The organism is Paraburkholderia sp. GAS333 (assembly GCF_050435665.1).
Classification (GTDB): domain Bacteria; phylum Pseudomonadota; class Gammaproteobacteria; order Burkholderiales; family Burkholderiaceae; genus Paraburkholderia; species Paraburkholderia fungorum_A.
This window is the reverse complement of record NZ_JBNDKS010000007.1, coordinates 192,092-218,126: the sequence shown is the minus strand read 5'-3', so window position 1 is coordinate 218,126 and position 26,035 is coordinate 192,092. Positions and strand designations below refer to the sequence as shown.

Sequence of the window (26,035 nt, the reverse complement as noted above, 5' to 3'; positions counted from 1 at the left end):
GACGCAAACATGCATCGACGCGCGATTGAAGATCAGAGCAGGAAGCCGATCGCGCTGAGTGCGTCGGTGGAATCGATCAGGCGGATAACCTTCTCGACGAGTCGCGGCTCGCCACTCGCCATGCTGATCTTATGCGTGAGATTGGCGGCGAAAATGGTCGACACCCCGCGCTTGTATGCGATTACCACTTGCGATGAGTTCACTTCGATCACATCGGCGCTATCGCTCGACAGCGTGAAGCGCGATACCGTACGCACTGTACGAGCCGCGTCGGATGCGGATGCCGAGTAACCGGAGGTCATTCGCTGCACGCGTTTCTCACGCATGTCCTGATCGTCATAGGCGTAGTTCAGCGTGGCCGCGTAGTCGGTTGCGTCTGGATCGATCGGCACCACGTAGTGGCCTTTTGGATCCCACAATTCCAGCCATGCGTGATAGTCGCGGTGATCGAGCAATTCGGCTTCGCGCCAGATGAATTCGATGGCGCGCGAGAAAGTCTGCTGGGTAAAGAGTGCGTTGCGGTCATCCATCATGCTTGCTCCATCATTGCGCGCCATTGCTTGTAGGCTTCGCGCATGCCGGTTTCATCGGTGGCGTGGGCGGTTTTTTCTCCGTTCGCAGACGTGGTTTCGCGGTTCAGCCCGCGATTGACGAGGATCGGTACGTCCGGCCCTGCGTGCGAGCCGCGCTGTACGCGCTCCCATGCTTCGGCGTCGTCGGGACTGCCGAAACCGAATGGGCCCTGGAAATGTTCGTGGATGCGCAGGCGCACGCGATTCGCTTCGTCGGGGCCGCCATCCATTGCAAGGGCGACGTGGCGAATCTCGGTCTCGTCGGCCGAAATCGGGCGCAGTACGCGAAAAAATGCCATCGACAGCGCGAGGTTCGGAAAGAGGTTGAGATTGAAGCCGACGCCCATTAGCGAACGCACTATGCGGCGGACCTCTTCTGGCGAGTGCTTTTCTGCGAGTTGCGCCGCGAGTTCGCCGAAGCGTTCGGGCAAAGGCGCGCCGTCGTCCTGATCGAGATCGACGATTTCAGGCACCAGCACCGCGAGACTGTGACCGTTGCCCAGCGAGCGGCAAAACGCCTGGTCGCTTGTCATGAAGCTGGTGATTGCTGCAGCGGTTTCGTCGTCGATCGACTTCATCCACGACTTGTGTACGACCGGAAAATGGTAGAGGTCGGTCGTATTCTCAAGCTGGATTTTCCAGTTACCCTTGAACTTGAATTTGTGTTCGCCGTTCGCCTTGATCGGATAACCCGCGCCCTGTTTCATGAACAGATCGATCCACGGCTTCGCTCCGCCGAGAAAGTCTTCCAGCGGTTCGATCGTTTCGTTGAAGCTCGCGAAGATCAAGCCTTGATAGATGCCCACACGCAGCTTCTTCAACGGCAAGTCGCCCTTTTCGCAGACGCCTTCGTAGCCGTCGCCATAGGGCAGCGCGCGCAACGTGCCGTCGAGCGCGTAGGACCAGCTATGGTAGGGGCAGGTAAAGCCTTTGGCATTGCCTTTGTGCTCTTCGCAGACGGTCGCGCCGCGATGACGGCAGCGGTTCTGCAACACGTGTACCGCACCGCTCTTGTCGCGAACCACGATGACGGGCTGCCGGCCGATCGTCGTTGTGACGAAATCGCCTGGTTTCGGCAATTCGCTTTCGTGCGCGACCCAGATCCACGTCTTGTAGAAGATGCGCTCAAGTTCTGCTTCGAACAGATCGGCATCGTAATAGAGGGAAGGCGCAATGCGATCGCTTTCGGCGCGTTTCGCTAACGCGCTTGTGTCGATGGTTTGATAGGTCGGCGTGCTCATCGTATTCGCTGTGGGAAGAGTGGGTTAGTTGATCGAGCGACTAACAACGAGGATGGCGGAGCATTCATGCAAATCAGCACATCCTCTCGTTGACATCAGTCTCTCTTTCCGAAGATCATGCGTCAAATCGATTAAAAAGCGGTCGGGGAATAAGTCCGATCTATATCTTGAGGTTCCCATGACATCCATCGACCACGTCGATCTCAATCTGTTGCGCGTGTTTCATGCAATCGTCGAGGAGCGCAGCCTGACGAAAGCGGGGGACCGCCTCGCGTTGTCGCAACCCGCGGTCAGCTATTCGCTGGGGCGCTTGCGTACGCTATTCGACGATCCGCTGTTCGTGCGCACTCGTGCGGGTATGCAGCCCACACCGGTGGCGCTGGAGCTTGCTGAAATCGTCGGACGTGCGCTCGACACCGTGCGCCAGGCGCTGCGTTACGCGGAGCGTTTCGATCCGGCGACGAGTACCCGCACGTTTCGTCTTTCGCTTTCAGATGCAGGGGAAATGGCGTATTTGCCGGCTATTTGCGCAGCATTGCACGACGTCGCGCCGCGCGTGAAATTGCTGGTCGAACCGTTGCCAGTTGAAGAAATTGAAGAGGCGCTCCGTTCGAGCCGACTCGACTTCGCGATCGGCAATCTGCCTTCGCTACTGCCGCGCACGCGGCATGCGTTGCTGTTCGAAGAAGCCTACGTGTGCATGACACGCAAGCGTAAAGGGCTACCGGCAGGGAGTACCTTGAAGCTCGAGCAGTTTCTCGAAGCGTCACATGTGCAGGTGCGTTCACTCGAACACAGCCATCATGAACTCGACGATGCGTTGCGCGCGCAAAGAGTCGGACGCAATATATCGCTGGCGTTGCCGCACTTTGTAGCGGTGCCGGGTGTGCTCGCCGTCACCGATCTCATCGCGACACTGCCGGAAAGGCTCGCGCATATCCTCAATCGTGGCGACGCGTTTCGAATCTATGCATTGCCTGTGCAGCTGCCGAAGGCGGCCGTCACGATGCACTGGCACGAGCATTTTCACGAAGATGAAGGCATTGCATGGATGCGTGATTTGATGACCGACATCCTTGCGAACTTCCAGAAAAAGATCTGAGCCTTAAAGGTCGAGTACCAGTACGGGAGAGCGCGAGCGTGAAATGCAACAGCAGATCACGCTATTGCTCGCGCGCTCCGCTTTGCTCAGACAATGATCCCGATGCTCGGGCTCGCCGCTCACCACGTCGACCATGCAGGTGCCGCAGACACCCTCGCCGCACGAGGTATCCACTTCGATGCCTATCGATGCGAGTGCTTCCACAATGGAGGTTTTTTCATTTACTCGCACGGTTTGCCCTGAGCTCGCAAGACGCACATCGAAGCTGTCGAGCGATGCTTCGCCGGGGGTTGGAGGTTCAGCTTTGAAGCGTTCGAGGTGGATCGAACCGGCGGGCAAGCGCGTTTGTGCAGTCTCGACGACCCGATCCATGAACGGCGCCGGGCCGCAGGTATAGACGTGCGCATTCGGTCCGGTATCGCGCACGCACGCATCGAGTTCAGCAACAAGGCTTTCGCGCTCTACGCCGAAATGTAGCTTCACGTGCTTATCGAAGGGCGCGCGCGTGAGCAACGTCATGAACGCAGCATGCGTTTCGCTGCGCGCAAAATAGTGCAGCGTAAAACGAGCATTCCGCTCGACAAGGCGATACGCCATCGAAAGCAACGGCGTAATGCCGATACCCGCGCCGATCAGAATGTGTTCGTCCGCGTTTTCTTCGAGCCGGAAGAGATTGCGCGGTGCGCCTACTGACAATTCAGTGCCGACCGTCACTTCTTCATGCAGCGAGCGCGAACCGCCGCGCGATTGATCTTCCTTTTTTACGGCGAATAAATGGGAATCGACGCAGGCGGGGTCGCCGCAAAGCGAGTATTGACGCGTGATACCGGACGGACTCGTGACGTCGATATGCGCGCCCGCGTCGTAGCCGTCGAAGGGAAGGCCGTCGACGCGCGAGATGCTGAACGACCGCACGCCGTGCGCTTCCTCGCGCAGCGCGTCTACCCGGACTTTCAGGGTGGGAGCTTGCATGATGCCTTCCGTTGCATTGATAAGGGACGATGCGTTGAGGTTAGCGACATGCTTTCAATAAGCCAAATAGATTAAAAAGCGGTGTGGATATCAATGAGGGTTATTTGTTCGGGTGGTTTGTGGGGCGTTTGGTATCGGCCTAAGGTCTCATTGACCTGCCAGAACTCTGGAGATCATATTGTGTTGAGAGAGTTCGCCTGCCGGCAGATCCTGCATTGCGGAAAAGAAAGAGTCTGGAACTCCCGGCGGAGGTGGTCTGAACACCGACGGGCCATCAAGCCGACGACCGAAGGATGCCGTGAGGCAGGGATAGCGGTGCACGCGTCCGGCTAGCCCCTTCTGGCTGTCGGCTGGCGAACCGCGAATGTCGTGGGTGTCCGCTTCGATATGAATCGTAGGGAGAATGCAGGCATGGACTGGAACCGTTGGTACAGTTTGAAGAGCTACTTAAGGTCTTCGCTGTGGACTGTGCCGGTCATCGCAGTCGTGATCTATGCCGTTGTGAAGCCTGTGACTGAAGTGGTCGGAAGGTGGATGATCAGCCAGGGAACCCTTGATCCGAAAACCGGATTTCTTGGGTTGTCCATGACCGGGGCGCGGTCGCTGCTCGGTGATATCGTTTCTGCCGACATGGCGTTTCTGGTATTTACGTTCGGTTCACTGCTCGTCGCAATCCAGGTCGCCGGCGGCCAGTACACTCCGCGAATCATCGCGACGACACTGCTGCGCGATAACACCATCCGTAGCATCTCGGGACTATTCGTCTTCACACTGCTGTTCGCCGACAGAACGCAGAGCTGGATGGGTGAGAGCGAGGTACATCAGCTTCAGGTGTTTATTACGGCGCTATTCGGATTTGCGTCCGTCGTTGCTTTCCTGTTCCTCATTGACTACGCCGCGAAATTCCTGCGGCCCGTCAGCCTGGTGGCTCGCGTTGGAGAGCAAGGGATCACGGCCATCGAGCATGTTTACCCCGCCCCTGCTACGGGCGTAGCAACCTCGACGGAACATGACAAAGAGCGGGGCGCACCTGATCGCATTGTTCTCCAGCGGGGCAAATCCCGCATCGTTCTGGCCGTGAATCTGGAAAGGCTCGTGGCCAGAGCGCGGCGTGCTGACGTAGTTATCGAATTCGTGCCGCAAGTCGGTGATTTTGTCGCGGTGGACGAGCCCTTGTTTTACCTGTACGGGAACTCCGGCGCAATCGACGAGATCAGGCTGCGCACGCTAGTCGCTTTCGGAACGGAACGCACGATGGAGCAGGATCCCATGTTCGCGTTTCGAATTCTGGTGGATATTGCACTGAAAGCGCTATCGGCAGCGATCAACGATCCCACCACTGCAGTGCTTGCAATCGACCAGTTGCACCGGCTATTGCGCATGGTGGGCAAACGGTCTTTGCACACCGAAGAAATAGTGGATGGGGCGGGGCGGGTGCGCGTGATCTTACGGACGCCGAATTGGGAAGACTTCGTGCACATAAGTTTCCGCGAGATACGACAGTGCGGCGCGGGCAGCATCCAGATCGCGCGGCGTATGCGCGCAGCGATCGAGAACCTCATCCAGAGCCTGCCGGAGCATCGCCACGACGCATTGCGTGCCGAGTTGGCGCTGCTCGATCGTGCGATTACCTCGAAGCATCCGTTCCCGGAGGACCTGGCGTTGGCCCGCATTCCCGACTCCCAAGGGCTAGGAGGTTCGGCGGTCTCGACGGCAAACAACTAGCTTTCTGGGAGCAAGCCATGCGCAAACTCATTATGGGCATCGTCGAATTCCGCGAGAAAATGCTGCCGCAATACGCGAAACAGTTCAGCAAACTGGCACTCTCGCAAGCGCCTGACGCGCTCTTCATCACGTGCGCGGACAGCCGGGTTGTCCCTGATCTGCTTGCCTCGACCCATCCGGGCGATCTGTTCACGATGCGTAACGTCGGCAACCTGATTCCGCCGGCGACTGCGGAGGGGGTTTCTACCGGAGACTTCTCTGAGGCAAGCGCGATCGAGTACGCATTGCTGGTGTTGAAAGTCGCGAATATTGTTGTATGCGGGCATTCCGAGTGTGGTGCGATGAAAGCCGTCTCTACACGCAAAGCCAAGCTGAAAACGCCGAACCTGGATAGATGGCTGTCGCACGCCAGCAACGCAGCATTTCGCCTCGAACAGGAAGGTCCACTCGATGACAGGTTGAAACCGCACGATCAATTGTCGCAACTCAACGTACTTGTGCAACTCGAGCATCTCATGACCTATCCCATTGTGCGTCGGCAGGTCACCGCCGGGGCGCTGGTATTGAGTGGCTGGTGGTTCGACATCGCAACTGGCGACATGTATGCCTACCTGCGCGCGAGTCGCTCATTCGAAATCATCGACCGCGCGATGGCGGATGGGATCATTGCGCGGCTTGCCGCGCGGGCGCGGTGAAGGTGACCGAAGCTCCGGTACATAAAACGCATTCTCGGGTTGAGGATGCACAAGATGCCATCATGCCTGCGCTCCGCGTACGCTGGGCCCGCCGCGCATCCTGGGTGTGTGCCGCTCTGGCGTTCGCCGCGCTGCCTTGCCTGTCGAATGCGCAGACCGAGCCGGTCCCATTGACCAGCAATACTGTGGTCGGCGGCAACGTGAAGCAGCATGCCAACGCCGTGCTCGCGATCATGACCTACACGACAGTCCCCGACGTTACGACCAGTAACCTGTCGGTCAATAGTGGCACCACCGGCAATCCCGGTTTCGGTCAGTCGCAGTTTGGCGGGGGCTTCACTATCAGTCGATCCTTCCCGCTGTACCTGGAGGGCACGCTCGCCTACAGCCGTTACGATCCGATCTTTGTCGCTACGGAAGGCGCCCAGCAGCGCGAGGTCCCGACAAAGTGGAACACGTTCAGCGGCACGGTGGGCGTCGGCTGGGATTTCAGGATCACGGATGAACTGGTGTTCCGTCCGATCCTGAACGGTACGATTGGACGGGTCTCGAGCGATCTGAAGGTGGGACAGACACTCTTCAATCACGTCACTGATAGCAACCTGCAGTTCCTGGAGAATGGCTCACTGGACGCGTACGGATACGGTGGCTCATTAATGCTCGACTACGAGCACTACCGCGAAAACTACGAAATCGATGCCGAATTGCGGGCCACTGACATCTACCTGCGCAGCTTCGGCGGTTCATCGGAGGCAGTTCAGGGATCGGCGATGGCACAGCAAGTGAGCCTGTGGACACGCTGGAGAGCGCCTACCGGCTGGCACGCGCTGGACCGGCCAGTCCGCTATGTGCTGGAAGCCGCGTATTCACACTATTTTGGCGACAGTGCTGGCGTGCTGGGGTTTAACGACCTGATGTCGTTGGGAGTCGGACTTGAACTCGATAGCAGCAAGTACCCCATTATCATCACGCGTACGCGCGCGATGGTTCGATACGTGTTCGGACATAACGTGCATGGCGTGTCGTTTGGCTTTGCGATGAGTTTCTAGCTCTTTCGCACAGTCAGTGTTCATAGGCTGGTTTTCGGGTAACACTTCGTTGCGCGTGGCCGTTACTTCCCAAGGCGGGGAATACTCCAAAAGCCTTAACGTGTTGCCCCGACCACCGAATACGTATCGGCCTACAGACTGAGCAAGCGGCGACGCCTTTTGAGACTTGTTCGACGCCAGCCTGTGTCCGAAGGTTCGCACGTATCGCGTGTTCCGGTCAGAAACATTCAGCGTGCCGAAAAAGCCGTGAATAAAGACGACCGCTGAAGGATTTCCCCTACTCCTTTTAAATGACGTCGACGCCTGTTATTTGCCTCGGCCCAACGTCGAGCTTAGACGATGACTCACGACAAGCCGGCAGTCGTTTGACTAGCCTTTTTATAGCCCAGCGCTTGCAGCAGTCTGAATCCTTCGGGCCAATCGCCCAGCTTGCTATCTGCATTGAGATGTCCTTGCGCTCCAACTTCGACAAGTTCGCTGCCCCACGCGTTGGCACAACGGCTCGCGTGCTCCACGCTGCCATACGGATCGTTGGAACTGGATACAACAACAGTAGGAAAGGGTAGCCGCTTCGAGGGCAGCGGAGCAAATCCGGTTGCGAGCGCAGCGGGGAACGCCGATGCGGCAGGGTCCGGCACTGCGACGAGCAGCGCTCCACGAATTCGGGGCGAATATAGGCTCGCCCAATGTGCCACTGCGAGGCATCCGAGACTGTGCGCCACGATGAGCGTGTCGTCGTCGCTTTGCGCCAATTGATGTTCGATTGCAGATACCCAATCGTCGCATGCAACCTGATCCCAGTCTTCGACAACGAGTCGCTGCCAATCGGGATGCGATGCCTCCCATACACTTTGCCAGTGCAGTGGACCGGAATTTCCAATACCGGGAACAACGAACACGGGGTGGACCATCGGCTAATTCTCCATCGTTGAATGAGCCTCCAGTGTAAAAGCGCACGAATTCTGGCAACATCCAAAATCAATTGAATTAGTTGCATCAACCAGTCAAATCAACGGAAGTTGCTCGACCGCACAAATGAAACCTAAGCAGATGACGTTGGACCGGCTGGATTGGCGAATATTGGAGGCGCTTCAAAGCAATGCGCGCATCAGCAACACCGAACTTGGCAAGCAGATCGGACTTTCACAGCCGGCCGTCACGGCCCGTATAAAACGACTTGAGGAACAAGGGGTCATCGAAGGTTACGCGGCGCGGATCAATCCCGCTCTCGTAGGCCGCGGAATTGCAGCCATCGTCCGGATCAGGACCACGCATGCCCAGATCAGACATTGCTTGAGTACTTTCGAAGCAATGCGCGAAATCATCGAGGCGCATCGCATCACCGGTGAAGACTGCTTCATGGTGCGGATCGTGGTCGAGGATATGGCACAACTGGAGCAGGCTATCGACACGCTGGCGAAGTTCGGCCCAGTGACCACTGCTGTCGTGCTGGCGAGCTATCCCCCGAAGATCATCCGCGGATCGCTACTTTGAATGGCTGTCATGTAGAAAAGGCAGTTTTCTGCTGGGGGTCGGCATGGGCTGGTTGCTACCGGGCTCGGTGAGGCCATGAAGAGACGTTGCAACATTGAACACGATAGTCCGCAGTTGGCGGATTAGCAGACGGCATACTTCTCGCCAACCGAACGGGCATGGAGTGACGGATTGACGAAGACGATGCGCCGGGATCAGGGCTGTATGATGCCGCCGAGAGTGGCCCACTAGTACACCGAGCGAAAGCAAGCACTATGGCGACAATATTCGTAGATTCGACCGAAATAACCGACTGGCCGTCGTTTCACTCTGTCTTTGCGCAAGCCCTTGGCTTCCCCGCGTTCTACGGACGCAACATGGATGCGTCTATTGATTGCCTAAGTTATCTCGATGTTCCGGCCGCCGAGATGACGACCGTGCACGTGAGTCTGAACGAGACGTTGGCAATACAGGTTGGAGCCGTTGACAGCTTTCGTACGCGCTGCCCTCAGCAATCAAATCAGGCCTTCAGTAGCGATGAATCTGCAAATCGGACATGCGTATCCCACTTCTCTCCGCAAAGCCCGGCTTTGAATAACTCAGTCAGAGTAGTCGCAATGTCGCAGGAATAAAGTGACTACCTAGGCTCGTCAACGAAAATAGACTGAACCTGCGCCGCAGGCCCGGAAGGTTCTCCGGAAGTCACCGTTGCCGTCACTCTCACCCTAAGGTTCTGAAGTTTCGCCGCGTCGTTCCGGCTAATGCCTTTAAGCGTCCAAACGCCTCTCGTATCGTCGTAAACGACCGCGTAGACGAAAGGTTCGTTGCCGCGCAAAACGAGCCGGCCATGAAGCTCAATCGTATCGCCCGGATGGACGCTTCCCGCGAGAACAGTGCAGGCAGATAGCAACGCGGTGATGAAAGCAGTTTTCTTCAGCACGATGGTTCGGATAAGTTTCTGACGGTATGGCCCAATAGATTAACGGGCCATTACTTTAATAGTGCATGAATAAAGCCGCCTCGGCGACGAGGCGGCTCAAGGTCGAAGCTTCAATAGACTTACTGAACGACAACCGTCAGCGTCGTGCCTGGAGGCACTGCTACTGTCTCCTGATACGTGCCCAGCACGTGATAACGGAAAAGCGGCAAGCTGGAGAGACCCAGCAACACACTCGGCGACGTCGCCGGAAAGTATTGCGCAACAAGCGAGGGGTCGACGGCGGGCAGCGTGAAGCCACTGTCGGTCCGAGCCGGGAACGAATACTCGGCAATGTTCGCGCCGAGCGGAATTCTCGAACCCGCAGCCGCTGCAAAGTGACGAAACTCCTGTTGAACACTCGATCCCGAGCGGTACTGACTAATCGCGTCGTTGAGCATCGTCAGCGAGTCCGTCGAGCTTTTATCGTTCAGCAGTGCCTTGTAGAAACTCAGGCCCAGTTGCCGATTCAGGAAGCCGCCGAACGAGCCATTGGTCGAATAGCTGTCGCATCCTATGTCCATCGCGTCCCACGTGGTCAGCCCGCACAGATTGCTACCGTGGTTGTTATAGGTCTGATATTCCGGGAAGCGGTTGTCGCGCACCGAGTTGTACGTCGGGTCGAGTTTGAAGCTTGCCCAGTCCTCCATCATCATGGCGGTCATTTCTTCGAGCCACGTTGCGTACATGTACGGTTGGCCCATCAGCATGCCGCGGCGGTAAAAGTTCTGCATATGCAGACTCTCGTGCGCCATGGTCGTCTGCATAGCCTGAACGCCGGCGGCTCCGCCAAGATATAGCGTTTCCGAGTCCAGATAGAGCGACAGGTCCTCGTTACTCGTCGACGTAACACCAGTGCCCAGGTTCGTGAAGTTATTGAGCGAGTAGTAATAACCGACCAGGCCGTAGGGTTGTCCGTCGGGTGTCAGGTTCACCAGCACGAGGTCGATAGGCTGGCCCGTCGAAGGAATCGTGCCGGTTTGCTGGTTCGCGCCCCAGAACGGACCGCCGATGCTCGTGTCGACGTCGTAGACACCATTTGCACCCGCGTACTTCTGCATCAACTGCGCGACGATTTGCGGCGTCACCTTCGAGGTCGTGTATTCGCTGGTTTCCACCCAGATGTTGACCGTCGTACCGTCGGCCGTCTGCGACTGTGCCTCGAGCGTCGTTGCGCGGGTGGTGCCGTCGGCCAGCCAGAACGGCCGTGTGGTCGTGCCCACGACCACGTCTTGTGAGGGCGCAGCGCTGACCATGTTGCGTTGTACGGCGAGGCCGGACTGGCGGGTAGTGAGGCTTGTCCAGCCGTTCTGGTTGAACGCCTGAATCGCCTTCATCTGCGCCGATCCCGCCGTGCTGGCTGCGCTCTGCTGCGCGTTGGCCACCAGGCTCGTGCTGGGGCCGCCAGGCATGTTCTCGGTCACGGAAACCGGCTGTATGACCTGCGGAATCGCTCCTTCGTTGGTGAAAACGAGGGACACGTTCTTGCCTGTCACATTCTTGAGCGCAACGGTCACGCTGTCAGTCTGCGTGGTCGTATTGGACGCCTGCCAGATGCCGACGCCGCTGCCCGAATAGCTCTGGTCGTCTGTCGCACCGCAGCTCGTGCAGGCCGCGTGCAGCACACCATCTGTCGACGGCGTCGTCGCGACCGTAACGGGGGTGGTGGGCGTGTTTGTGCTCGTCGTGGTGCTGGCGGGGGTGTTCGTCGAAGGTGTCGATGTTTTATTGGTATTCGACGTGTCGCCACTACTGCCGCCGCCACCGCAAGCTGCGAGCGCCACTGCGAGCGCGATTGTCGTGGTGACTGCAAATACCGCATTAAAACGCTGGTTACGCATACTTTTCCCGGTAATCGGTTCTTTGCCGATTTGTGAGTGTCTCTGCCGTCTTCAGGAAATCCTCGCTTTGCCGCCCTGGCAATGTGAACAACGGATCCCGAAGAGTGGTCTATTGGAATGTCCTGAATCTTTGTCAGGTTATCCCCGAATGCACGTGAGCTTTATTGTCAGCTTTCCGTGTTCTGCTTTATTAGTCTGAGTTTTAAGTCGTCTCGAATGTCCTTTACAAAGGTGAAGCTGCCGTGCTGAGAGACTGCAGAAAGTTCTTTGTTCTAATTGCTGTTGAGACGAACAGTTCTGCGGGCGCGGCACGCTTTTAACGATGTCTGGTGTCAGGTGCAGGCAATGCGCGCGCGTGCGGCGGAGCGCATTTTCAGCAAACCCTTAACAATTATTACGGACGAGTGGCGACAATCTTTAGGGCAACATGGTTGCCTGCGTTAGCGCGAGTCAGTGCTGGAAGGCGGGAATGGGTCTGAATAGGGCAAGCCACGGGCTCTGCGCCGGAGCGAATGCCATGAAATCTTCTGCGTAATTTTTTAGAGCCCACACTCGATTAGCGTGGAAAAGATGCGAAATGATTCTACCCGCGATCTGCGGACAGGTTGCATTTGGCGTGGAACTGATAGCGATGCGAAATCTCGCAAACACGAGCTCGCCGATGCCGAGTTCGTCCCTGCGATGGGTAGGCCGCATCTGGCCGCTTCTTTCCGGTCTGAGACATTCGTGCCCTGTCGCCGACTGGCTATTGTGGTCGTTCAGCGACTGCCACACGGGCACGAGTCGGCCCAAGAGGCGTCATTCGGAGACGCCGTCAATGAGACAAAATCGACGTTGTCCATTTCCCGGAATTCCTCGGCTCATCTAGCCGACATCATCGATCCGCACGTCCGAAGGATTTGCATAATGCGACCAGTGCCAGCCGAAGCCTCCACTATCGATACGACCTTAATTTACCGTTTCGCCCTCACGCGGCGGACATTGAGATATGGCGTTGGGTCATCAAGGTTTCTGGGTCATTAACCGTCATGAAGAAAGACGTCGTTCGCCGACAATCACTGGCATTCACTGCGTGAAAAAAAAGATCCTGGGTCTTGGGAACAGACCCAGGATAGACCCGGCGACAGGGGGAGGAGATTCCACCGGGAAAAAGACGATCGTCTGCTGCACTACGGCCCGGACATAGGGCTTTCATGTTTCGTGTCTTACATAGCTCTACCCGTCACCGATTGCACGATGTCGCGATTGCGCTGCTCAAGTGCCTCGCCACGAAGGTCCGAAGGATTACCGCTTACAACGTGATTGCCAGGACTCGCTGATTCACCGCTCAATGACGCTGGCGAGTGAACGCCGGCGCATGCCGCACAAGCGACGGATATGACCAGAGTGAAAAGCGCCTTCAGAAAGCCTGCCGCATGACTGTGTTTCATTTCAAATATCCTCATCCGGAGATGGTGGTGAGACGATGCGCTTGTGCGGGCGCGGACGACGCCTCGCGCGGAGTTGGCTTGATGCGATACCAGATGGCGTACAGAGCAGGCAGGAACAGCAGCGTAATCACCGTGCCAACGGCAGTCCCTCCGATCAATGTGAAAGCCATCGATCCCCAGAACACCGAAAAGGTCAACGGAATGAACGCCAGCACTGCCGCCATCGCGGTTAGCACGACGGGCCGCGCTCGCTGAACGGTTGCTTCGACTACTGCATGAAAAGGATCGAGACCGGCTTCTTCGTTGGTATGGATCTGCCCGATCAGGATCAGCGTGTTGCGCATCAGGATGCCCGACAATCCGATGAGTCCCAGAATCGCGTTGAAGCCAAACGGCTGATGAAACAGCAGCAAGGTCGGCACAGTGCCGATGATTCCCAATGGGGCGGTGAGAAACACCATTGCCATCGCGGAGAACGAACGCACCTGGATGATGATGACCGCGAGCGTCAGCAAGATCATCACTGGAAAGATTGGCGCGAGTGCGGCATTCGCCTTGCCAGCTTCTTCAATGGAACCTGCCGTCTCGATACGGGTGCCAGGCGGCAAGGACGCAATGAGCGGCGCAATCGCCCGTTCTATTTCATGGGAGACATCCGGCGGCTGAAGCGATTCGTCGATATCGCCTCTTACGGTGATCGTGGGCGTTCGATCTCTGCGCTTCAGAATGGGATCCTCGTAGCGCGTTTCCATATGACCGATCTGGGAGAGCGGGATAAGGTGTCCGTCACTGCCGGTCAGGTTCAGATCGCCCACGCGAGATGGATCGAGGCGTTCAGGACCGGCGCTGCGCGCAACGACGTCGACGGTGCGAATGTCCTCGCGGAACTGGGTCACGGGAATCCCCGTCAGCAGAAACTGCAGTTGCTGCGCGGCATCGGCGGAGGTGAGGCCGATGGCACGGAGGCGGTCTTGATCGAGTACGAAATGAATGGTCGGTGCGCGTTCACTCCAGTCCTCGTTGACCTGGCGCATGTGCGGATTGGCGCGCATGATCCCGGCCACCTGTTTGGCGATGACACCCACCTGGTCGACGTCGGGTCCCATTACCCGGAACGCAACAGGGAAAGGCGAATAAGGACCGAACACCAGTTGTGTCGCCCGGACTCGCGCCTCGGGGACAAGCCCATTCGCAACGCTTGCGCGCAAGCGAACCTTGAGGTTGTCACGCGCTCCTTCGTCGGGCGTCAGTACCACGATCTTCGCAAAGGAAGGATCCGGCAACTCCGGGTTGTACGAGAAGAAGAAACGCGGGGCGCCCTGGCCGATATAGCTGGTCACGACCTTCGCTTCGGGTTGCCGCTTGAGCCACGCTTCAACCTTGGCGGTGGCGGCGCTCGTCGCCTCGATGCTCGATCCCTCAGGCATTTGCACTTCGATCAGCACTTCAGGCCGGTCCGACGTCGGGAAGAACTGCTGTTTCACTACGGCCATGCCAGGCCCGACCATCAGGAACGCCAGCAACACGGCTCCTGCTACCCAGAACTTGCGACGTACCGCCCACGTCACCATCGAGCGGAATTTTTCGTATCGGGGAGTCGCGTAGATAGCCGCGTGACCGCCCTGAATGGGCTTGATGTTCGGCAGCAACTTCACCCCGAGGTAAGGCGTGAAGGTCACGGCGACCACCCATGACGCAATCAACGCATAGCCGACGATCCAGAAGATGTTGCCCGCGTATTCGCCGGCGGTCGACCGCGCGAATCCCACCGGCGTAAATCCGATGATGGTCACAAGCGTGCCGGCGAGCATGGGCGCGGCGGTGTGGCTCCACGCGTAGGATGCCGCCTTGACTCGCTCGACTCCCTCCTCGAGTTTGACCACCATCATTTCGATGGAGATGATCGCGTCGTCGACAAGCAGTCCAAGGGAGATGATGAGTGCGCCCAGTGTGATGCGGTCGAAAACCCGGCCCGTCATGAGCATGATGACGAAGACGGCGCCAAGCGTGAGCGGCACCGCAGCCGCCACGACGACTCCCACCCGCCATCCCAGGCTGACCAGACTGACAAACATCACGACGCCGAGCGCGACGAAAAACTTCAGCATGAATTCGTCGACTGCCTCACGGATATTGACTGCCTGATCGGTGATCTTTTTGAAGCCGAAGCCAACCGGCAATTCGGCCGAGATCTGCTTCTCCTCTGCTTCGAGAGCCCGCCCGAGGTCGAGCCCGTTCCATCCGTCCTGCATGACGACGCTCAACACCTGCGCGTTCTGGCCGTTGTGCCTGATCAGGAATGTGGCGGGGTCTTCGTATCCTCGCGTAACGTCGGCGACATCCGACAGCCTGAACATGTGTCCGTTGGAGACGATGGGCATCTCCTTGATCTGCCGGAGATCGTCGAATGCGCCATCAAGCCGGATGAATACTTGCGGACCGTTGGCATCGATCGATCCCGCTGCGCTCAAGGCGTTCTGGCGCTGCAGGGAATCAAAAATGTCATGCGCGTTGATGCCCAGGTTGGCGAGCTTTGCATAAGAGAACGCAACAAAAATACGCTCCGGACGCTCACCGAGAATATCGACCTTCTTGACGCCGGCAACGTGCAGCAGGCGCTGCCTCAGAGACTCTGTCTCTCTCGTCAGAAGTCGCGGTGGCAGTCCCGCCGCTTCCACCGAATACAGCGCGAAACTGACGTCCGAGTACTCGTCGTTGACGAACGGGCCCAAGGCTCCGCCCGGAAGTTTATGGCCTTCGTCCCCGAGTTTTTTGCGTGCCTGATAGAACTGTTCCTGTACTTCCGCGGGAGGCGTGCTGTCTTTCAAAGTCAGCGTAAGGAGCGCCAGACCGGGTCGCGTGATCGTTTCGGTGCGGTCGTACCATGTCAGTTCCTGCAGCCGCTTTTCGAGAGGCTCTGCGACCAGATCCTGCATCTGCCTGGCGGTTGCGCCCGGCCAGACGGCGGATACGGTCAGTACTTTAATGGTGAATGCGGGGTCTTCGGCCCGGCCGAGTTTCAGGAAGGCGAAGACGCCCGACAAACTGATTGCGATGATCAGGAACAGAATGACGGCGCGCTCCCGGACCGCGAGCGCAGAAAGATTGAACCGGTTCATTTCGCGTCTCCTTCTGAAGACGCGAGCATGCGCGGCTGACTGAGCGGTGCGACCCGCACTTTCTCGCGGTCGTGAAGCAGGTGCGCGCCGAGAGCCACGACCTGATCGCCAGGTTGGAGGCCACTCACGATGTGCGCCTCCTCTTCACCCACCGCGCCGACTTTGACGGGGCGAAATCCGATCGTCGAGGTTTTCGTATCCAGCAGCCAGACGCCCGGTCCCGTTCCCGGGTCATACAGTGCGGATACGGGCAGAGTGAGTTGCCCCGCCGTGCTGTCGTCACTGAGGCGCACCGTCACCGTAGCGCCTAACGGTGCGTTGTTATCCGGGCCTTCCAGAACAAACCGGGCGGCATAAGTGCGCGTCTGCAAGTTGGCGGAGCTCGAAAGCTCTCTTAACCTTGCCGTGATGGGTCTCTGATCGACGCCATATACGGAAGCGACTGCCACCGTGCCCAATGCTGGCCGCACGTTTTCAGGAAGATCGACGGCCGCTTCGCGCAATCCATCACGCGCGATCGCGACGACTGTCTGCCCCGCAGTCACGACCCGCCCCGGGTCCGCGAATGTATTGGTCACGACGCCGTCCACGTCGGACACCAGTACGGTGTACCGATCGGCATTCCTCGCGACACCTTCCTGCGCCAACGCCGCACTGAGCTGCGCGCTGGCACTTTTCTGCGCAGCGACGGCCTGGTCGTATTGCTGTGCGGACACGGCGCCTTGCTCGACGAGTCCAGCGAGCCTGTTCAGATCCGCGTTCGCCTGGACGGACTTCGCCCGGGCTGCCTCGACTTCATTCTGCTGCGCGGCTGACCCTAGCGCGAGATCTGCCGGATCCAGCCGCATCAACACCTGACCGCGCACGACGTGCTGTCCCGTGTCGACTAGCCGCTGTATGACTTTCCCGCCGACACGAAAACCGATATCGCTTTCAAAGCGGGCGGCGACGACACCCGTGAAAGTGCGCTGCATGTCGGCGGCCGCAGCCACCTTCGCAATCGCGACGAGCGGCACTTCTGTGCGGGGGTCTTGCGGTGCAGGCCTGCTGCACGCCGTGAGCGACAGCGCGGCCACTAAGCCGATCAACGGCGGGGACCAGATTTGATGAACTCGCATCGGAACTCCTATGTGTGGCCGGATTATGGTTTTTAGTTACGATTTCGTCAATACGTAACTTATTGATTTTCGCTAACGAGTCGATTGGCGGACAATGTGTCGGCATAAACGATGCGAATATGCGTGTTAAATCATTGATATTTAGGAGTTATTTTCGGATTCTTGCACGTGACATCTCAGATTTGCCTAGATGCGCTCATCTATGAGCATTGACTTCAAGTAACGATAATATACACTCGTAACTCCTCATGAACCCGAGTCCACGCATGTCCGCCCTATCAGTGAAACGTCAATCTCTCCCCGCACTGTTGCTGAGTGTCTTCGCGTTGGCCGGCTGCGCTGTCGGCCCTGATTACGTGCCTCCCAGCGTCCAGATGTCGTCGACGTTCAAAGGCGCGGCGGCCGTCAACGAGCGTGCAGGTGCGCCGACGCCGGAGTTGGCGCAATGGTGGACAGGGTTCAACGATCCGGTGCTGGATCGCGTGGTCGCGACGGCACTCGCGCAGAACCTCACGCTTGCGCAGGCAACCGCGCGCGTTGCGCAGGCCCGAGCGACAACGCGTGCCGCTCGGGCGGCCTTGTTGCCTGCGGGGCAGATGAACGTACAGGTCGCAGCAGCCCATCAGTCGTTGGAAGATCCGTTAGGACGGGTCGAAAATTCTCAGCCGGGCTTCGATCGCAACTCGCGGCTGTACCAGGCAAGCGCGGGCGCGAGCTGGGAAATCGACGTGTTCGGCGGCCTTCGGCGAAGCGCCGAAGCAGCGCAGGCGGACTACGAAGCGGCGCAGGCATCGAGCGTCGCAGCGCGGCTATCGGTTATCGCGGAAACGGCCGACACCTACGTGCTGGTCCGAACGGTGCAGGCACGTCTTGCCCTGGCCCGCGAGCAAACGGCGACGCAAAACAGACGCGTCGATCTGGCGCAGCTTCGGTATTCGCGGGGTGTCGCGCCAGAGTTGGAATTGCGTCAGGCGCAAGGGGAGCTTGCTACGACCGCCGCCAATGTTCCCGTTCTGGAGGCGGCGCTCGTATCCGCGCGTAACGGGCTCGACATTCTGATGGGCATCGAGCCCGGTACCGTTGACGAAGCCCTGGATTCGCCCCGGCCGATTCCGCAGGCGCCGGCAATCCAGACCGCCGAAGGTCCGCCGTCGCTGTTGCGTCGACGACCGGACGTCATCGTTGCCGAGCGGCATCTGGCTGCGTCGAACGCGCGAATTGGGCAGGCCCTGTCCGAGTACTACCCGAAAATTTCCCTGTCCGCGCTCGTTGGGTCCGCGACAACGGTTGCCGGCAATGTCTTTACGGGCGACGCCGCATTGATGCAAGGGGTTGCCGGACTGCGATGGAGGTTGTTCGACTTCGGCACCGTGGATGCCGAGGTTCAGGCGGCCAGAGGGAAAAATGCGGAAGCACTCGCGGCCTATCGGTTGAGCATTCTTCAGGCCACCGCCGACGTGGAAGACGCCTTCTCGCTAGTGGTCAAACGTGAGGCTCAGGAGCAGCAACTGGCCCTCGGCGAAACGGCGCTGCAGCGTGCTCGCGCGTCCGCCCTTGCGGCCTATCAATCGGGATCCGAAAATTACTCGCAGGTTCTGGATGCGGACGACCGGTTGCAGCGGGTTCAGGACGCGAGAATTGTTGCCCAATCGGACGCCGCACGCGCCGCCGTCGCCTCGTTCCTGGCCTTGGGAGGCGGCTGGGATGAGTAAAGCTGTCAGCCAGACAACTGACGCAGGATTCGAGCTTGCGACGTCCGCGCTCAGACCGCGGCTCGAATCATTTTCGGATTGCGCTCGGGGCGCGGTTGCCTCATGGGGCGATGTAAAATCTGTTCCGGCGCTTCGATGTCGTTCCAGTCGCAGCTTCTCGCGCGAGCGAAGACGGACTCGCCGGGAAAGCAACCTGCGGGACAGGTTGTCGACTCAAGTAATGAACGAGTTGAATGTGAGTGACGCATCCAGATGCGGAGGTCGCATACAGCGAGTCTGAAGGGTACTTGAGAGGAGCGAACGGTGCGGTCGGAGGCGGGTTCTGGCAGTCGCGCCCGGTCGCCTTTCTTCGATCAATCGCAAGGGACGCACAACGCACCTTTAAAATTGAGCGAACACCTCTCTTAATGCATTGCCACCCGGCAAATGAAGGATATGGCAGAGTTAATCGAAATCACTGATGGCGCTCCAACCGGTCAACGAGGCCCGGCAGAGCATGAGCGGCGCGCCCAGATCCTCAAGGCGGCCGACGAACATTTTCGTCACTATGGCTACTCGAAGACGAGCGTCGCCGCTCTTGGACGTGCAATCGGTGTATCTGCCGCATATATCTATCGTTTTTTCGACTCCAAGCAGGCAATTGGCGAAGCGGTAGTCGCGCAAGTGTTGAGCGAAATGGATGCAGGTCTGCACGAGATTGCCGTTAGATCCGAACCGGCCACCGCCCGCTTGCGCCGCTTGCTCATGACGATGATGCAATGCAGCTGTGACCGGTTTCTGAAAGATCGAAAGGTCCACGAAATCGTTGTCGTCGCGATGGAAAGCAGCTGGTGCGCCACGGTCGATCATCAGCATGCCGTCGAGAGCGCGATCCGTCGGGTGATTATCGATGGCCGGGAGTCTGGAGAGTTCGAAAGGAAATCACCGCTGGATGAAATATGCAGCGCAATCGTAGCGGCGTCGTTGTGTTTCTCGCATCCGAAATTACTTGAATCAGAGTCGAACGAAGAACTCGAGCGCCGCTTGACCATTGTGACGAGCCTGGTGCTGCGTAGCCTCGCTCCTTGATGCGGCGAGAAGCTCGCATCGGCGGGGCTCGCAACCGGTATGACTCGCTCAATGCCGAACGGCGCGACGTTCCGATCGCTGTTGCGGATCTCCCTGGCATTTCGTTGCGCTCGCGAATCGCGCCCGACGCCTGGCGTTACTGACCACCTCGTCCTGATGGGCGTCCGTCCCATACGCTAACCGCTAGAATTGCAGTTTTACCCCGGAACACCCCCATGTCTTTTGCCTCGCTTGGCCTGATCGATCCGTTGCTGCGTAATCTGCAGGATCTCAATTACCAGACACCTACGCCGGTGCAGGCCAAGGCGATTCCTGCTGTGCTCAGCGGCAAGGACGTCATGGCTGCCGCACAGACGGGCACCGGCAAAACAGCGGGTTTTGCGCTGCCGCTGCTGCAACGGTTGGTGCAGCACGGCCCGGCGGTGTCGAGCAACCGCGCGCGCGTTCTGGCGGTGTCGAGCAACCGCGCGCGCGTTCTGCTGCTCGTGCCCACGCGTGAGCTGGCCGAACAGGTGCTGCAAAGCTTCGTCGATTACGGTAAAGGCCTCGACCTGCGATTCCTCGCTGCCTACGGCGGCGTGAGCATCAATCCGCAGATGATGAAACTGCGCAAAGGCGTGGACGTGCTCGTCGCCACGCCGGGCCGTTTGCTGGATCTGCATCGCCAGAACGCAGTGCAGTTCGATCAGGTGCAAACGTTGGTGCTGGATGAAGCCGACCGCATGCTGGATCTCGGCTTTTCGCGCGAACTCAACGCTGTCTTTGCTGTGTTGCCCGTTCAGCGGCAGACCCTGCTGTTCTCCGCCACGTTCAGCGATGAAATTCGCGCGATGGCGGCGGGCATTCTGCGCGACCCGGTGAATATCAGCGTCAGCCCGCCCAATGCCACGGCTAGCAAGATCAGGCAGTGGGTGGTGACGGTGGATAAAAAGAACAAGCCCGACCTCTTCATGCACCTGGTGGCTGAGAACAACTGGGAGCACGCGCTGGTGTTCGTCAAAACCCGCGTCGGCGTGGATTACCTCGCAGCCATGCTGGATGACGCGGGCTATGCCGTCGACACGATCCATGGCGACAAACCGCAACCGGCGCGTCTGCGTGCGCTGGAGCGCTTCAAGACGGGCGAGGTCAGTATGCTGGTCGCCACCGATGTGGCGGCGCGCGGTCTGGATATCGACGACCTGCCGCTGGTGATCAACGTCGATCTGCCGATCGTCGCGCAAGACTATGTGCACCGTATCGGCCGTACCGGCCGCGCGGGCGCGAGCGGTGTGGCGGTGTCCCTCGTCTGTGCCGATGAAGCGCCGCAACTGGCCGCGATCGAGGCGCTGATCCGGCAGACGCTACGCCGTGAAGAAGAGCCGGGTTTTGAAGCCGAACACCGCGTGCCGCAAACCAGCGCGACGGGCGAGATCATCAAGAAACCCAAAAAGCCCAAGAAGCCGAAAGTGTCGAAGGTGCCGCAAGCTGCGCCGCGCGTCGCGCAAGTGCCCAGCAAAAAGCCGGGCCCGCAAACTGGCGAAAAAAACAAATCCAAGCCTGCAGCACAACATGCCGTCGCCGCAGGTAAAGGCACAAATTTTTCCAGCGGTAGCCCGTTCAGCGTGCAAAAGCCGCGAGGCAAACCCGCCAGCAAGACGGCTGCGGGTTCACATAAGCCGGCCGGCAAATCCGCTGGCGGCCGCGGCAAACGCCAACCCTGATTGGTGGAAACGGGTAACGCCAGCCCTGCAACAAGGCTGGCGGTTTGCGAACGGCGGATGCTCGAAACACCCGCTTACATCACGACGACAGGTCCAGTGCGTTAGTCAGGTCGCCCATTCCCGGTTGCCCGCGCCCGGCCATCGCGTCGTCGCGCATGCGGATGCCGTCGAGCGTTTCGAGGTCGAATACGCGTGTAATCAGCCGCAGGATCGACGCCGTGTCATACACCGTGTGATCCACGTAGCCCTTCTTCGCGAACGGCGAGACCACCAGCGCCGGCACGCGCGTGCCCGGTCCCCAGCGGTCGCCTTTGGGCGGCGCGACGTGATCCCACCATCCGCCGTTTTCGTCGACGGTGATCACCACCACCATGTTTTCCCATTGCGGGCTGGCACGCAGTGCTTTCACCGCGTGCACGATATGGCGGTCGCCCGACGCGACATCCGCGTAGCCCGCGTGCATGTTCAGATTGCCCTGCGGCTTGTAGAACGTGACGGCCGGGAGCTTGCCCGCGCGGGCATCGGCGAGGAAGCGGTTGGTGCTTTCGTCGTCGCCGAGTCCGCCGTCGCGCAGATGTTGCGCGCGCGCGGCCGTGCCCGGTCCCAAGTTTGCAAAGTAGTTGAACGGCTGATGGTGATACTGGAAGTTCGGGATCAGCGGCGTGCCGTCGTTCGTGTTCTTGCCGCGCATGTCGAGCGTCTGCTGGAATGCGCCTGCGTACCACGCCCAGCTGATCCTGCGCTTGTCGAGCTTGTCGCCGATGTTCTCGTGCACCTGCGGCGGTACGGCCATCGCGTTGCTGTCCAGCGTGAAGTCGACCACGCCGTTCGCGCCGACCTTGTAGGGCGTGGGCGCGAACGGCGGCATCATCGTGTTGACGGCGTAGCTGACGGTGCGGCCGTTTGCCAGCGTTTCGGGCGGCGTCAGTGCGCTCGGGCCGAACTTGGGGATGCCCTCCATCGCACTTTTCGGCGACGTCGCGAGCGGCTTCAGATTGGGATCATCGGGACGTCCGCTGACGGTCTCCGCAATCTGGAATTTCGCGATGCTCTGCGCGGGATCGGGGTAGACCGGCGGCGTCGCGGCGATCAGATACTGGTGGTTCATGAACGAGCCACCGAATGCGCCCTGGAAGAAGTTGTCGCACAGCACGAATTCGCTGGCGAGATCCCATAGCCGCAGGTCGTAGCTGGTGTTCGCGTAGTGGCCCATCGTGAAGGCCGCCGAGTCCGCCCAGGCGACGAACATATCGTTCTTGCCGCCGTTGATCTGCATCTGGTTCTGATAGAACACGTGCCACAAATCATGCGTGACGAGCGACAGCGGCAGATTCTCGCCATTCGGGCCTTTCAGCGCGAAGGGCGCGTTCGGCAGATTGGTCTGATATTGCTGGCCGGCTTTGTAGGTGACGCCGTCGACGGTCTGATCTTTGGTCAGCCAGCCGCCAGGCACGACGGGCAGTTGCGGCAACACGGTCGAGCCGTCGCGGTCGAGTTGCCGATAATCTTCCGGCTTCAGGCTGGAAAGCGGGCGCTCGACGCCTGGGAAATCGGCGAACAGGTTATTGAAGCTGCGATTTTCGGCATAGATCACGACGACCGTCTTCACCTTGGAGCGCAGCGCGCGATCGAACTGCGGTCCCGCCGCAACGCCGGTTACCGCCGACGCGCGCGAGGCAGGCTGCGCGCAACCGGCCAGGCCGCCGCCCACCGCCACCGCGGCGACGCCGCCGAGAAAGTGGCGACGCCCCGGACGCTGCGGTGCCTGCGGGCTATTGCTGTCGGTTGCGCTGTCAGGTTGTTCGTTGTCGGGGGACGAGGCGGGCGGTTCTTGGTTTTTCATCTGATGTCCAGGGATGAGGAAAGATTGCACGAAGCTTGCGCCGGGCGGGGCCCTATCTTTGCGTACCGTTCGTGACATTCCCATGACAGAGGAAAATGTGCAACCGCGTGGGGCGGGGTTTTGATCCAACCTGCGATGCATCAGCGGGTTCTCAATGCCGCGCATTTCTCATGGATTCGGCGGGGCTGGCACGCTTTCCGCGATCGTGAATGCTTCGTGGCATCGAAATCGGCCGGACTGCGATGCCGCTGTTGTCCTTAACCTGCGAATCTCTCCGCGCATGTAGATGACGTCAAGCTGGCTCAGCCCTGGCGGCCCGCCATGACGCCGCCATCCACCGGCAGGACCGAAGCAGCGCGTCGGCCTGTCCAATTCCACGATCTAACTGAAGATCGCACAAGGCGGTTTCCGAAACCCATCAAGGTCGGCTCGGCGGCGGCGCGCTGGCGTGAGAGTGAGGTGAAATAATGGATCTCAGACTGCTTTACTGCATCAGTGCAGGACGACCCGGCAGCAGGAAAGGAGCAGACGCCCCAGCCGCCACGTAAGGCGAGTCACACAGGATCAGAACGATAGGCGCCAAGACGTCAAAACCGCCGCTGCAAGGAAATTTCATGTTCGACAGTAGATACGAAACAGCCGCGTATGAGGCGCGGCTGTAAAAGAATTACTGCGTTACGTCAGGCTTTGTTAGCTCATCGATCCTTGCCTTCGTGATGATTTCCATACAGGTCCAAAAGTCAATGAAACGTATGGACGCCTCTCCGATTTCGTAGGTGTTGGCGTAGCATTGATTGTCTCTGTAGTTCTGCCAGTGGCTTTGTGCCTGTTTGAAATATGGCAAAGCAATCGGGTTATGGTCCTTTCGAAGCTCTACGTCGCTTTGATCGATTTCCTTTTCGGTAGCTTCGACCGTTTTAGCGAGTGTTGCCCTGGCTGTCTCAAACTTGAACTGAGCGCATGTTGTCAACTCCATCGTTCCCAAAGATTCGCTTTTGCAATGCTCTGCGATCTGTTGACTAGTCTTTCCCGGGAACTGGATGATCGCGGGCTCCGCTTTCCTGTAGTCGAACGCTGTTCCATAAATGGAAGCCGAATTGGCAATGGGAGCGCCGACCATATAGAGAGCAGCACCGACGAAACACGCAGGTGCAAATTTAGTGAGACGCATCATAGACTCCCATGGCGAACAGGCGCGCCTCATGCTGGCGGCGACCTGCGACGACATTCGCGACGAAGCCGCGAATCACGTCACGCATGCGATCATACTCGCCATGATTCAGAAAATCGGCCAGGTATTGCGACCGTGTGCCCGGCCACGGGTCATGCGATCTGGGACCGGGACCAGTGTTGAAAAGGACGGATACCAGCGCATCATATTCGTATTGATAGAGTGGTACATGAACGTCGCGATTGATTGCCCACTCAGCGGGTTCTCGATTAAGCCGGAAAAATTCTTTCGCTCGGTAGAGCGTAATAACGTCTCCTAGATGCAGATGGTCCTGCGGCACGACAAGATGCCCCAGTCCTACTGTCGGAAGGCCGGTCCCATCGTCATACACTTGCAATATGAAACCGTCGACAACCGTGAGGTTAGTTGTGTGGCCGTGTACAACATGATGGTAGGTACCATTGAGGATTCCACTCTCAAGAACGGCCATGAAGGTTATGCCTTGTGGGGAGAGCTGCCAAGGCTTACATAGTCGGTCAGTCTGTGCGGATACGCATGAGTTTGGATCGGTATTGGTTACTGCTGTCGCGAGTGCGTCAGGCATCAGATTTCCTGTTTGTGACCGAGATAGATTCGAATTGATTGAGCGTCTTTTTTGTCATAACGCTGTGTGCGCCCTTGTGAATCAGTCACGCCGTGTCGCAGTTCTCCAGAAGGCATGCGAGCCGTGTAATAGATGTTCGTGAGGGGAATTCCTCTGCCATCGGTCAGCGTGAACTGTTCGTCGTAGACGAGGCTTTGCAACGGCCCTTTAGCGAAGGATGCACGCGCTTCGTTGTCTCGGTCAGTGATTCTCCATTGACGTCCGTATAAGGCGATGATGCGGGGATGTTGTGCGCACTTGCAAAGAACGATATCGCCGTCGACTGCTTGACGACGATTATTGACACGATCAAGGAGGCGACGCCTGTCGCCCACGCTAGCGCCATACGTAATGACACCAGTGGTATTGCAGGCCGGACAATACGCATCGTCCCCGATGAAGGCCAGACTGCGACGCTTGCCGTCTTCGCCCTGAATTGTTGCGCCCTGTTTCATTGCAAACACGCGGCTACCATTGCCGCTTGTCAGCGGATCATCTTCGACCGCTGCATAGTAGATGACGGACATTTACGCTCCCTCCCTTTGCCCAAGATAAATGCGCAGGCGTTGCGTGCCTCTGGTG

Annotated in this window: 20 protein-coding genes; 9 read left to right on the top strand and 11 right to left on the bottom strand. The window is 58.7% G+C overall.

Annotated features, from left to right (window positions below; genetic code table 11):
* Positions 1–32 precede the first annotated feature (32 nt).
* Entirely contained in the window at positions 33–533 is a 501-nt protein-coding gene (locus tag ABH945_RS30575) for an aromatic-ring-hydroxylating dioxygenase subunit beta (protein ID WP_429253132.1), read from the bottom strand.
* Positions 530–1,813, bottom strand: a complete 1,284-nt coding sequence (locus tag ABH945_RS30570) for an aromatic ring-hydroxylating oxygenase subunit alpha (RefSeq protein WP_429253131.1) — start codon at positions 1,811–1,813, stop codon at positions 530–532. Before ABH945_RS30570 ends, ABH945_RS30575 begins: the two co-directional genes overlap by 4 nt.
* A 178-nt stretch (positions 1,814–1,991) precedes the next feature.
* Between ABH945_RS30570 and ABH945_RS30565 the strand changes: the two genes are divergently transcribed.
* Positions 1,992–2,915: a LysR family transcriptional regulator gene (locus tag ABH945_RS30565; RefSeq protein ID WP_429253130.1), complete on the top strand. Its 924-nt coding sequence runs from the start codon at positions 1,992–1,994 to the stop codon at positions 2,913–2,915.
* A gap of 3 nt (positions 2,916–2,918) precedes the next feature.
* Here ABH945_RS30565 and ABH945_RS30560 read toward each other — a convergent pair whose 3' ends face one another.
* Positions 2,919–3,887 carry a PDR/VanB family oxidoreductase gene (locus ABH945_RS30560; protein ID WP_429253129.1) on the bottom strand — a complete coding sequence of 323 codons (969 nt, stop codon included), beginning with the start codon at positions 3,885–3,887 and terminating at the stop codon, positions 2,919–2,921.
* 411 nt (positions 3,888–4,298) lie between these two features.
* Here ABH945_RS30560 and ABH945_RS30555 point away from each other — a divergent pair, with 411 nt between their 5' ends.
* The 3 genes from ABH945_RS30555 to ABH945_RS30545 all read left to right on the top strand — a co-directional run bounded on the left by ABH945_RS30555 (position 4,299) and on the right by ABH945_RS30545 (position 7,356).
* Positions 4,299–5,612: a DUF2254 domain-containing protein gene (locus ABH945_RS30555; protein ID WP_429253128.1), complete on the top strand. Its 1,314-nt coding sequence runs from the start codon at positions 4,299–4,301 to the stop codon at positions 5,610–5,612.
* Positions 5,613–5,629: 17 nt separating this feature from the next.
* Positions 5,630–6,307, top strand: a complete 678-nt coding sequence (locus tag ABH945_RS30550) for a carbonic anhydrase (RefSeq protein WP_429253127.1) — start codon at positions 5,630–5,632, stop codon at positions 6,305–6,307.
* A gap of 62 nt (positions 6,308–6,369) precedes the next feature.
* The gene (locus ABH945_RS30545; RefSeq protein ID WP_429253178.1) at positions 6,370–7,356 is read left to right on the top strand and encodes a hypothetical protein; all 987 of its coding nucleotides are present in this window, start codon (positions 6,370–6,372) and stop codon (positions 7,354–7,356) included.
* A gap of 344 nt (positions 7,357–7,700) precedes the next feature.
* Here the strand turns inward: ABH945_RS30545 and ABH945_RS30540 are convergent, their stop codons facing one another.
* The gene (locus ABH945_RS30540; RefSeq protein WP_429253126.1) at positions 7,701–8,267 is read right to left on the bottom strand and encodes an RBBP9/YdeN family alpha/beta hydrolase; all 567 of its coding nucleotides are present in this window, start codon (positions 8,265–8,267) and stop codon (positions 7,701–7,703) included.
* 124 nt (positions 8,268–8,391) lie between these two features.
* On the opposite strand from ABH945_RS30540, the gene ABH945_RS30535 reads away from it, so the two are divergent.
* Together ABH945_RS30535 and ABH945_RS30530 are read left to right on the top strand one after the other, a co-directional pair.
* On the top strand, positions 8,392–8,850 hold the full coding sequence (locus tag ABH945_RS30535; protein WP_429253125.1) for an Lrp/AsnC family transcriptional regulator: 459 nt from the start codon (positions 8,392–8,394) through the stop codon (positions 8,848–8,850).
* A gap of 254 nt (positions 8,851–9,104) precedes the next feature.
* Positions 9,105–9,461, top strand: a complete 357-nt coding sequence (locus ABH945_RS30530) for a barstar family protein (RefSeq protein ID WP_429253124.1) — start codon at positions 9,105–9,107, stop codon at positions 9,459–9,461.
* A 427-nt stretch (positions 9,462–9,888) separates the two neighbouring features.
* Here the strand turns inward: ABH945_RS30530 and ABH945_RS30525 are convergent, their stop codons facing one another.
* The 3 genes from ABH945_RS30525 to ABH945_RS30515 all read right to left on the bottom strand — a co-directional run bounded on the left by ABH945_RS30525 (position 9,889) and on the right by ABH945_RS30515 (position 17,313).
* On the bottom strand, positions 9,889–11,646 hold the full coding sequence (locus ABH945_RS30525; protein WP_429253123.1) for a M30 family zinc metallopeptidase: 1,758 nt from the start codon (positions 11,644–11,646) through the stop codon (positions 9,889–9,891).
* 1,441 nt (positions 11,647–13,087) lie between these two features.
* A complete protein-coding gene (locus ABH945_RS30520; RefSeq protein ID WP_429253122.1) occupies positions 13,088–16,195 on the bottom strand; it encodes an efflux RND transporter permease subunit in 3,108 nt (1,035 codons plus the stop codon).
* A complete protein-coding gene (locus ABH945_RS30515) occupies positions 16,192–17,313 on the bottom strand; it encodes an efflux RND transporter periplasmic adaptor subunit (RefSeq protein ID WP_429253121.1) in 1,122 nt (373 codons plus the stop codon). The genes ABH945_RS30520 and ABH945_RS30515 overlap by 4 nt, the downstream gene beginning before the upstream one ends.
* Positions 17,314–17,561: 248 nt before the next feature.
* Between ABH945_RS30515 and ABH945_RS30510 the strand changes: the two genes are divergently transcribed.
* From ABH945_RS30510 to ABH945_RS30500, 3 genes are all read left to right on the top strand, one after another.
* Positions 17,562–19,025: an efflux transporter outer membrane subunit gene (locus ABH945_RS30510; RefSeq protein ID WP_429253120.1), complete on the top strand. Its 1,464-nt coding sequence runs from the start codon at positions 17,562–17,564 to the stop codon at positions 19,023–19,025.
* Positions 19,026–19,451: 426 nt separating this feature from the next.
* Positions 19,452–20,093 (top strand): TetR/AcrR family transcriptional regulator, encoded by a 642-nt coding sequence (locus tag ABH945_RS30505; protein WP_429253119.1) that lies wholly within the window; start codon positions 19,452–19,454, stop codon positions 20,091–20,093.
* Positions 20,094–20,308: 215 nt separating this feature from the next.
* Positions 20,309–21,796, top strand: a complete 1,488-nt coding sequence (locus tag ABH945_RS30500; RefSeq protein ID WP_429253118.1) for a DEAD/DEAH box helicase — start codon at positions 20,309–20,311, stop codon at positions 21,794–21,796.
* Positions 21,797–21,875: 79 nt separating this feature from the next.
* On the opposite strand, the gene acpA is transcribed toward ABH945_RS30500, so the two are convergent.
* The 4 genes from acpA to ABH945_RS30480 all read right to left on the bottom strand — a co-directional run bounded on the left by acpA (position 21,876) and on the right by ABH945_RS30480 (position 25,980).
* Positions 21,876–23,639: an acid phosphatase gene (gene acpA, locus ABH945_RS30495; RefSeq protein WP_429253117.1), complete on the bottom strand. Its 1,764-nt coding sequence runs from the start codon at positions 23,637–23,639 to the stop codon at positions 21,876–21,878.
* 667 nt (positions 23,640–24,306) lie between these two features.
* Positions 24,307–24,810, bottom strand: coding sequence for a lysozyme inhibitor LprI family protein (locus ABH945_RS30490; RefSeq protein WP_429253116.1), 504 nt, complete (start codon positions 24,808–24,810; stop codon positions 24,307–24,309).
* The gene (locus ABH945_RS30485; protein WP_429253115.1) at positions 24,797–25,414 is read right to left on the bottom strand and encodes a lysozyme; all 618 of its coding nucleotides are present in this window, start codon (positions 25,412–25,414) and stop codon (positions 24,797–24,799) included. Before ABH945_RS30485 ends, ABH945_RS30490 begins: the two co-directional genes overlap by 14 nt.
* Positions 25,414–25,980 carry a hypothetical protein gene (locus ABH945_RS30480; RefSeq protein WP_429253114.1) on the bottom strand — a complete coding sequence of 189 codons (567 nt, stop codon included), beginning with the start codon at positions 25,978–25,980 and terminating at the stop codon, positions 25,414–25,416. Before ABH945_RS30480 ends, ABH945_RS30485 begins: the two co-directional genes overlap by 1 nt.
* Between the last annotated feature and the right edge of the window lie 55 nt (positions 25,981–26,035).

What these genes read in the sequence shown, in the direction of transcription:
- ABH945_RS30575 (WP_429253132.1), bottom strand. Translation starts at nt 533, where the DNA reads ATGATGGATGACCGCAACGCACTCTTTACCCAGCAGACTTTCTCGCGC.
- ABH945_RS30570 (WP_429253131.1), bottom strand. Translation starts at nt 1,813, where the DNA reads ATGAGCACGCCGACCTATCAAACCATCGACACAAGCGCGTTAGCGAAA.
- ABH945_RS30565 (WP_429253130.1), top strand. Translation starts at nt 1,992, where the DNA reads ATGACATCCATCGACCACGTCGATCTCAATCTGTTGCGCGTGTTTCAT.
- ABH945_RS30560 (WP_429253129.1), bottom strand. Translation starts at nt 3,887, where the DNA reads ATGCAAGCTCCCACCCTGAAAGTCCGGGTAGACGCGCTGCGCGAGGAA.
- ABH945_RS30555 (WP_429253128.1), top strand. Translation starts at nt 4,299, where the DNA reads ATGGACTGGAACCGTTGGTACAGTTTGAAGAGCTACTTAAGGTCTTCG.
- ABH945_RS30550 (WP_429253127.1), top strand. Translation starts at nt 5,630, where the DNA reads ATGCGCAAACTCATTATGGGCATCGTCGAATTCCGCGAGAAAATGCTG.
- ABH945_RS30545 (WP_429253178.1), top strand. Translation starts at nt 6,370, where the DNA reads ATGCCTGCGCTCCGCGTACGCTGGGCCCGCCGCGCATCCTGGGTGTGT.
- ABH945_RS30540 (WP_429253126.1), bottom strand. Translation starts at nt 8,267, where the DNA reads ATGGTCCACCCCGTGTTCGTTGTTCCCGGTATTGGAAATTCCGGTCCA.
- ABH945_RS30535 (WP_429253125.1), top strand. Translation starts at nt 8,392, where the DNA reads ATGAAACCTAAGCAGATGACGTTGGACCGGCTGGATTGGCGAATATTG.
- ABH945_RS30530 (WP_429253124.1), top strand. Translation starts at nt 9,105, where the DNA reads ATGGCGACAATATTCGTAGATTCGACCGAAATAACCGACTGGCCGTCG.
- ABH945_RS30525 (WP_429253123.1), bottom strand. Translation starts at nt 11,646, where the DNA reads ATGCGTAACCAGCGTTTTAATGCGGTATTTGCAGTCACCACGACAATC.
- ABH945_RS30520 (WP_429253122.1), bottom strand. Translation starts at nt 16,195, where the DNA reads ATGAACCGGTTCAATCTTTCTGCGCTCGCGGTCCGGGAGCGCGCCGTC.
- ABH945_RS30515 (WP_429253121.1), bottom strand. Translation starts at nt 17,313, where the DNA reads ATGCGAGTTCATCAAATCTGGTCCCCGCCGTTGATCGGCTTAGTGGCC.
- ABH945_RS30510 (WP_429253120.1), top strand. Translation starts at nt 17,562, where the DNA reads ATGAACCCGAGTCCACGCATGTCCGCCCTATCAGTGAAACGTCAATCT.
- ABH945_RS30505 (WP_429253119.1), top strand. Translation starts at nt 19,452, where the DNA reads ATGAAGGATATGGCAGAGTTAATCGAAATCACTGATGGCGCTCCAACC.
- ABH945_RS30500 (WP_429253118.1), top strand. Translation starts at nt 20,309, where the DNA reads ATGTCTTTTGCCTCGCTTGGCCTGATCGATCCGTTGCTGCGTAATCTG.
- acpA (WP_429253117.1), bottom strand. Translation starts at nt 23,639, where the DNA reads ATGAAAAACCAAGAACCGCCCGCCTCGTCCCCCGACAACGAACAACCT.
- ABH945_RS30490 (WP_429253116.1), bottom strand. Translation starts at nt 24,810, where the DNA reads ATGCGTCTCACTAAATTTGCACCTGCGTGTTTCGTCGGTGCTGCTCTC.
- ABH945_RS30485 (WP_429253115.1), bottom strand. Translation starts at nt 25,414, where the DNA reads ATGCCTGACGCACTCGCGACAGCAGTAACCAATACCGATCCAAACTCA.
- ABH945_RS30480 (WP_429253114.1), bottom strand. Translation starts at nt 25,980, where the DNA reads ATGTCCGTCATCTACTATGCAGCGGTCGAAGATGATCCGCTGACAAGC.